This window comes from Ruegeria sp. HKCCA5839, assembly GCF_013035585.1.
Classification (GTDB): Bacteria; Pseudomonadota; Alphaproteobacteria; order Rhodobacterales; family Rhodobacteraceae; genus Ruegeria.
Map to the genome: position 1 here is coordinate 267,708 of NZ_WQIE01000007.1, position 6,562 is coordinate 274,269.

Genomic DNA, 6,562 nt, shown 5'->3' on the forward strand with positions numbered 1-6,562 from the left:
AACAGGCCCAACGAACGGTGACAATCGGACCGCGCAAGCTGCGTGTGCTCGATCTCCCTTCATTGTTTGGCGATATGCTGCCGCGATTGCCGTATGTTCTGCGCTTGTTGGCCGAAAACCATCTTCGCGCAGGTGGCTCATTGCCTGAGTTGCTGCGCGCGATGCGGGAACGACAGCCGGATTTCGAGTTCACGTTCCAGCCCAATCGCCTGCTGATGCATGACACAACATGCACGCCAGCACTCGCGGATGTGGCAGGGTTGCGTGACGCTTTGGCCGAGGCTGGCAAGGACCCGGCGGTTCTGTCTCCGACCTTGCCAGTGGACGTGTCTGTTGATCATTCTCTGGCTGTAGACGCGTTTGCTGTTCCAGATGCGATCGCGGTGAATGCACGGAACGAATTTGCCCGCAACAGTGAACGCTATGCCTTTATGAAGTGGGCCTCACGCGTGATGGACAGCGTTCGGGTGCATCCTCCGGGCACCGGCATCATGCACACGATCAACCTGGAACAGCTTGCCACTGTGCTTGAGATCGCGGCTGACGGGACGGCGCATCCGGACATGATGCTGGGAACCGACAGCCATACACCCATGATCAACGGCATCGGAGTACTGGCTTGGGGTGTCGGCGGGCTAGAAGCTGAAACCGTCATGTTTGGCCAAACTGCGTCTTTGGCGATGCCCCGGACGGTAGGTGTACGTCTGTCTGGACAGTTGAGCGGTGGAAGTCTTGCGACAGACCTGGCGCTGGAAGTGACACACAGGTTGCGCAAGCTGGATGTGACCGGAGACTTCGTCGAGTTCTTTGGACCCGGAGTGGCTTCCCTGTCTGCGGATGCACGCTCGGTGGTGGCCAACATGGCCCCTGAATACGGTGCTGCAACCGGTTACTTCCCGGTAGACGAACAGGTGGTGGCCTATCTGGAGCGTACGGGTAGACCAGCCAATTTGCTCCGATCTATTGAACCTGTATTTCGCGCCATGGGTCTGTGGTTTGATCCGCTCGCGGAACCCGATTTCGATCGCACCATCGACATTGATCTCAGTGAAATCAGGCCTGTTATTTCTGGCCCTCGCAGGCCACAAGATCGCTGCGCTCCATGTGACGCTACCAGGAGAATAGAAGAAGCGATCGCGCGTCCCTTGGCTGACCGTTCAGGTGTACCGGACGGCGCCGTGGGGATCGCTGCGATTACCAGCTGTACCAACACCTCTGATCCCGGCCTGCTGATCGCCGCAGGGCTGTTGGCCCGCGCCGCAAAAGCGAGGGGCTTAAAACCTGCACCTTGGGTCAAGACGTCGCTTGCGCCGGGCTCGCCCTCTGCCCGCGCGATGCTCAACCGGTCAGGGCTCGACACGGATCTGTCCGCTTTGGGGTTCGATGTTGTGGGGTATGGCTGCACCACCTGCATAGGAAACTCCGGGGCTTTGCCTGACAGTATCGACACTGCATTGTCTGACGGAAAAGCGATCTGTGCGGTCCTCTCGGGGAACCGAAATTTTCCGGGGCGTGTTCATCCTCGGCTCGACCTCGCATATCTGGCGTCGCCACCTCTTGTTGTGGCCTACGCAATCAAAGGTGACGTGCTTGGGGACATCACAAAAGACCCCATTGGGGTCGACGAGAACGGGCAGAAGGTTTTCCTGGCTGATCTTTGGCCGACCGATCACGACATCGCAAAAACACTCGACGCGACGTTCAAAACCTCGGACGTACCGCAATCTTTTCGCGACGCCAGTCGGAGCGCGGTTTGGGAGGCAATCAAAACACCGGATTCAGCCTGCTTTTCATGGGACCCGGCTTCGCGATATCTGCGCCGCCCGAAATTCGCCGCGCGCAGCCCCTCCCGATTGGGTCAATTCGAAGCGCAGGCGTTGATGGTTCTGGGTGACGACATCACCACGGACCATATCTCTCCTGCCGGAGCCATCGCGCAGGACAGTGCCGCCGCAAGATGGCTTGTCGAGCAAGGCGGAGACCTGGATAACCTGAATGTCTACGCCGCCTATCGTGGAAACTGGGAGGTGATGTTGCGCGGCCTCTTCACCAATCGACTTGTTCGAAACCACTTGCAGGACGGTCTCGCCCCGGCAGAGACAGTGCTTGACGATGGACGTGTTCTTCCAGTGTTCGAGGCCGCCGCCGAGTTGGCTGAGGCAGGGCAGAATGCGGTGCTCTTTGCCGGTGAACGATATGGCATGGGGTCCAGTCGGGATTGGGCGGCCAAGGGTGTGGCACTGCTGGGCGTGCGCGCCGTCATCGCACGGAGCTTTGAACGAATCCACCGTACCAATTTGATTGGCATGGGCATTCTACCGCTGCAAATATCGGATGACAGCATACCGGCCAAGATAGGGTTGACTGCAGCGGATCGCATATGTGTCGACATGCCTGCGTCTAAATTGACTGTTCGTTCCCAAACTCTGGTTCGGATCAAACGGCACGACGGAACGACGATCTCTCTGAGCTGCCAAGCAGCCGTCGAGACCGAACAAGAGGTCGCGCTGCTGGTCGAAGGGGGCGTCTTGCCCAGCATTCTTGAGCGGTATCTGGGCTAGCTCAAACAACTACTCATTTGCATTAAAATGATTACTATCGTTTTATGGTCCTCGACCTGTTTTGTGTTGAAAGGGCCCGAACGGAATGTCGGCCAAACAAAAAATTTACGAATCTTTTGCCGAAGGTATTCGAGGCGGGCAAATCGCCGTTGGAACAAAACTGCCAACCGAGAAAGAGATCGCGGCAAAGTTCTCTGTAAGCCGGTCTACTGTGCAGGCGGTCATGTCACGACCCCGTCGTTCAGGAGATTGTTCAAGCGAAAGACCGGACTGACACCAGTTGAACACCGCAAAATGTTCGGCCAGTCTAGGTTCGCTAAATATTCCTGATAGACGCTGGCTCTGATCTGCAATCCCGCTGACTGCTTTGCCGCTCAAAGCAACAGTTCGCTGCAAATCCCGGCCGCGAACTTACAGACCGCAAGTCAAATCGCGACCTCGCTGAAATTGCTCTACGGTCCGCTCCAATCCAAATGACCTGCCTTAGACTGCTTGGTCGGGCGCTTCGCCCCGCAGCCGCCCCGCGGCGAGTGCTGCGCCTGCCACCATAAACGTTGCAGTCCCAAGCATCAGCGGCAGACCTCCAAGCTGATAGGTGACGCCAGACAGGACCGTTCCCGCCAGCCGCCCTCCTGCGTTGGCCATGTAATAAAAGCCCACATCCATAGTAACACGCTCCGCTTTCGTGAATGCGAGGATGAGGTAGGAATGGAGCGCTGAGTTGATCGCAAAGATCCCTCCGAAGATGAGCAAGCCCGCAACTAATGAAACTGTCAGCCAAGTCTGCGGCCCATCTGATGCAAAGGCTGCTATGGTCAGAGCGGCAGGGACCGCAGCGAGGCCCCATGCCCACCACTTTGCGGCGCGCACCAACTCGCCCTCTGGTTTTGATGACGCGTGCAGAATGCGCGGAGCAGAAGCCTGGATAAAACCGTAGAGGATCACCCAAACCGCCATGAAGGTTCCGATCATGAAGAAGGCGGCTCGGTTTCCGGCCACGGTTCCGTCGGACAACACTGCATAAAAGTAGATCGGGATGCCAACCACGAACCAGACGTCGCGCGCCCCGAAAAGAAACACACGTGCGACCGAGAGCCAGTTTACATTCGTTGACTTGGAAAAGACCTCTGAGAACTTCGCCCCTTTCCGACCCTTCGGCAGACCCGGCGGCATCGCGATCAATAAGGCGACAAAGATGACGGCAAGGACTGCTGCCATCCCGAGGACGGCCCAGACAAAGCCGAGCGTCGCCAGCAGTGCGGCACCCAACAAAAAGCCAAGGCCCTTCACCGCATTCTTGGAACCGGTGAGCAGCGCCACCCAACGGAACAGCCCGCCATCCTCGGAAGGGGCCAAAAGCTTGACGGCGGATTTGGACGACATCTTCGCAAGGTCTTTGGCTACACCACTTGCACCTTGCACGACCATCACATAGGCCACCGAGACGCCAATCGCCCAGGTCGGGTCGAGCTGTGCCAAAGCCAACAAAGCCAAAACCTGAATGCCAAGGCCCGCATAAAGCGTAGAGGTCAAACCAAACCGTGCGGCAATCCACCCCGCACAGAGGTTGGTCACCATGCCTGCGATCTCGTACAACACAAAGAGGTAGGCAAGCTGGACAGGGCTAAAGCCCAACGAATGAAAGTGCAGCAGCACCAGCATTCGAAGCGCGCCATCGGTCAGCATAAAGGCCCAGTACGCCGCCGTGACAGCGACGTAAGCCGACAGCCCCTCTGGCCGCGCGGAGGTGTCGGTCACACTGAGGCTCCAACCATCAGCGCCACATCGACAAGACGATGCGCATAGCCCATTTCGTTGTCGTACCAGGCGTAGACCTTCAACTGCGTCCCATTGATGACCATCGTTGATAGCGCATCCACGATGCTAGAGCGTTCGTCATTGGTATAATCGGTCGAAACAAGCGGTCTTTCCTCGTAGCCCAGAATTCCCTTCAGTTCACCCTCGGACGCGGCTTTGAAGAGGGCATTGACCTCCCCAGCTGTGGTTTCGCGTTCCACCTCAAAAACACAGTCTGTTAGCGAGGCGTTCAAGAGCGGGACGCGCACCGCGTGGCCATTCAGCCGTCCTGTCAGTTCCGGATAGATGAGCGTGATCGCGGTCGCGCTGCCTGTCGTGGTCGGGATCAGGGAATTCAGAGCCGAGCGCGCACGGCGTAAATCCTTGGCCGGTCTGTCCACAATGGTTTGGGTGTTCGTCACATCGTGGATTGTGGTGATCGAGCCATGCTTGATGCCGAGATTCTCATGAATGACCTTCACAACCGGCGCGAGGCAGTTTGTCGTACAGCTCGCCGCCGTGACAATGCGATGTCTGCCCGCGTCGTAGATGTCATGGTTCACGCCATAGACAATGTTGGCTGCATCGCCGTCTTTCACGGGCGCGGAAATAACAACTTTCTTCACACCCGCTTCGAAGTAAGGCGCAAGCTTGGCCTCGGACTTGAAGACCCCGGTGCAGTCGACGACGACATCTACCCCTTCCAACGGAAGGTCGGCGATGTTTTTGGTCCCGATGAATGGGAGACGCGTGCCGTCTATGGTCACGCTGTCTGCGTCATGAGAAAAGTCTGCCTTCCACCGGCCATGGACGGTGTCGAACTCTAAAAGATGGGCGTGCATCTCTGGGTCGCCCACGGCGTCGTTGATCCAAGCAATCTTGGCCCCGCGTTCCAGCAAAGGCTTTAGGGCAAGTTTACCGATGCGGCCAAGGCCGTTGAGGGCGTAGGTGGTCACGCAGAGGCTCCTTCATTTGATTGTGCGATGTCGTCGACGGCCCTCTGCAAAGCGATCCGGTCAAGAGATGCAATCGGCAGAGCGGTAAAGGCTTTGATCCGGCACAGAAGCGCGCCATAAGACTGCTGAAAGGCCAGGCTCTTCTCGGCGTGGGAACCTTCGACCTTCACCGGGTCCGGCATACCCCAATGGGCACTGACCGGCTGACCGGTCCAAGCCGGGCATTCTTCATTTGCTGCCTGATTGCAAACCGTAAAGACGAAGTCGAAGTCTGGTGCATCGTCAACTTGGAAGACCGACACGTTCTTGGACTCCAGAACAGAAATATCGTGGCCTTTCTGCGCCAGAACTTCGAGCGCGAATTGGTTCAACTCTGAGCGCGGCTTGGTGCCCGCCGAGTAGGCCACGAACCTGTCCCCGGCCTCTTTGCGCAGAATCGATTCAGCAAAGATCGAGCGCGCGGAATTGCCGGTGCAGATGAATAGGACATTGAACTTACGATCAGTCATGAGACTGTCTCTGTCGAAGTCAAAAGAGGTGAGGGGTGAGCAGATTTCGGGGCGACCGCGGCAACAATCGCGCAGCAGATAGTCAAAGGTCTCGCGTGCCGCGTCCATATGGATCGCATAGCGCAATGAGGTGCCAATGCGCTCTTGCGTGACCAGACCCACCTGCATCAAGGCGCTCACGTAGGTCGAGAGTGTGTTGGGTTTCAGCGCAAGTGCTTGTGCCAGCTCGGTCGCAGGCACGCGATCTGGGTACCGACGCATGAGAAGGCGGAACAGGGCCAAGCGCTGCGGATGGCCAAGAGTCGAGAGGCGATGAGGAATCAGTTCTTCCATATTTCGTGAATTATTGAATTACTGAGTTTATTGCAACTCTTACTTGCCACCACACTTCATCATGGAAGCGTTAGGAACTGAGCTCTTCGAGAAGCGGACAGGTGCACTGCCCTTGCGAGCGATTGGCGATCAGCTCCGACAAGGCGTTTTCCAACTGCTGCAACTCAGCGATCTTCGACTGAACCCTCACATGATCTGGCCGTCACAAAGCCGCCGTCCATACCCTGTATCGTCCCTGGCCGGTGACCTCCCGGATCAGGCCGCGTTCGGTGAAGAGGATCAGGTTACGTTGCACGGCTGCGCGTGAGGCTTCGGTCAGCCGCTCCGCCAAGGGGGCCGAGACCATGGGCCACGCGGTCAGAACTTCGATCAACCGCGGTGGGGTGCGGCCGCTCAGATCTGTCGT

General features: G+C 57.7%; 6 protein-coding genes. 2 read left to right on the forward strand and 4 right to left on the reverse strand.

The features are described from left to right. Nucleotides 1-17 precede the first annotated feature (17 nt). Both acnA and GOV38_RS22625 read left to right on the forward strand, forming a co-directional pair. Complete coding sequence (gene acnA / locus GOV38_RS18320) at nucleotides 18-2,561, forward strand: aconitate hydratase AcnA (RefSeq protein ID WP_171208127.1); 2,544 nt, start codon at nucleotides 18-20, stop codon at nucleotides 2,559-2,561. 85 nt (nucleotides 2,562-2,646) lie between these two features. Next, on the forward strand, nucleotides 2,647-2,835 hold the full coding sequence (locus tag GOV38_RS22625; RefSeq protein ID WP_171208128.1) for a GntR family transcriptional regulator: 189 nt from the start codon (nucleotides 2,647-2,649) through the stop codon (nucleotides 2,833-2,835). Nucleotides 2,836-3,044: 209 nt separating this feature from the next. Here GOV38_RS22625 and arsJ read toward each other — a convergent pair whose 3' ends face one another. The 4 genes from arsJ to GOV38_RS18345 all read right to left on the reverse strand — a co-directional run. After that, nucleotides 3,045-4,319 carry an organoarsenical effux MFS transporter ArsJ gene (gene arsJ / locus GOV38_RS18330; RefSeq protein WP_171213027.1) on the reverse strand — a complete coding sequence of 425 codons (1,275 nt, stop codon included), beginning with the start codon at nucleotides 4,317-4,319 and terminating at the stop codon, nucleotides 3,045-3,047. Then, nucleotides 4,316-5,314 carry an ArsJ-associated glyceraldehyde-3-phosphate dehydrogenase gene (locus tag GOV38_RS18335; RefSeq protein WP_171208130.1) on the reverse strand — a complete coding sequence of 333 codons (999 nt, stop codon included), beginning with the start codon at nucleotides 5,312-5,314 and terminating at the stop codon, nucleotides 4,316-4,318. The genes arsJ and GOV38_RS18335 overlap by 4 nt, the downstream gene beginning before the upstream one ends. Then, entirely contained in the window at nucleotides 5,311-6,156 is an 846-nt protein-coding gene (locus GOV38_RS18340; protein ID WP_171208131.1) for a helix-turn-helix domain-containing protein, read from the reverse strand. The genes GOV38_RS18335 and GOV38_RS18340 overlap by 4 nt, the downstream gene beginning before the upstream one ends. Nucleotides 6,157-6,358: 202 nt before the next feature. Beyond that, nucleotides 6,359-6,562, reverse strand: a 204-nt coding sequence (locus GOV38_RS18345; protein WP_254453173.1) for a helix-turn-helix domain-containing protein, incomplete at its 5' end; no start/stop codon positions are given.

Coding starts and splice junctions, on each gene's coding strand:
- GOV38_RS22625 (WP_171208128.1), top strand. CDS start 2,647: ATGTCGGCCAAACAAAAAATTTACGAATCTTTTGCCGAAGGTATTCGA.
- GOV38_RS18340 (WP_171208131.1), bottom strand. CDS start 6,156: ATGGAAGAACTGATTCCTCATCGCCTCTCGACTCTTGGCCATCCGCAG.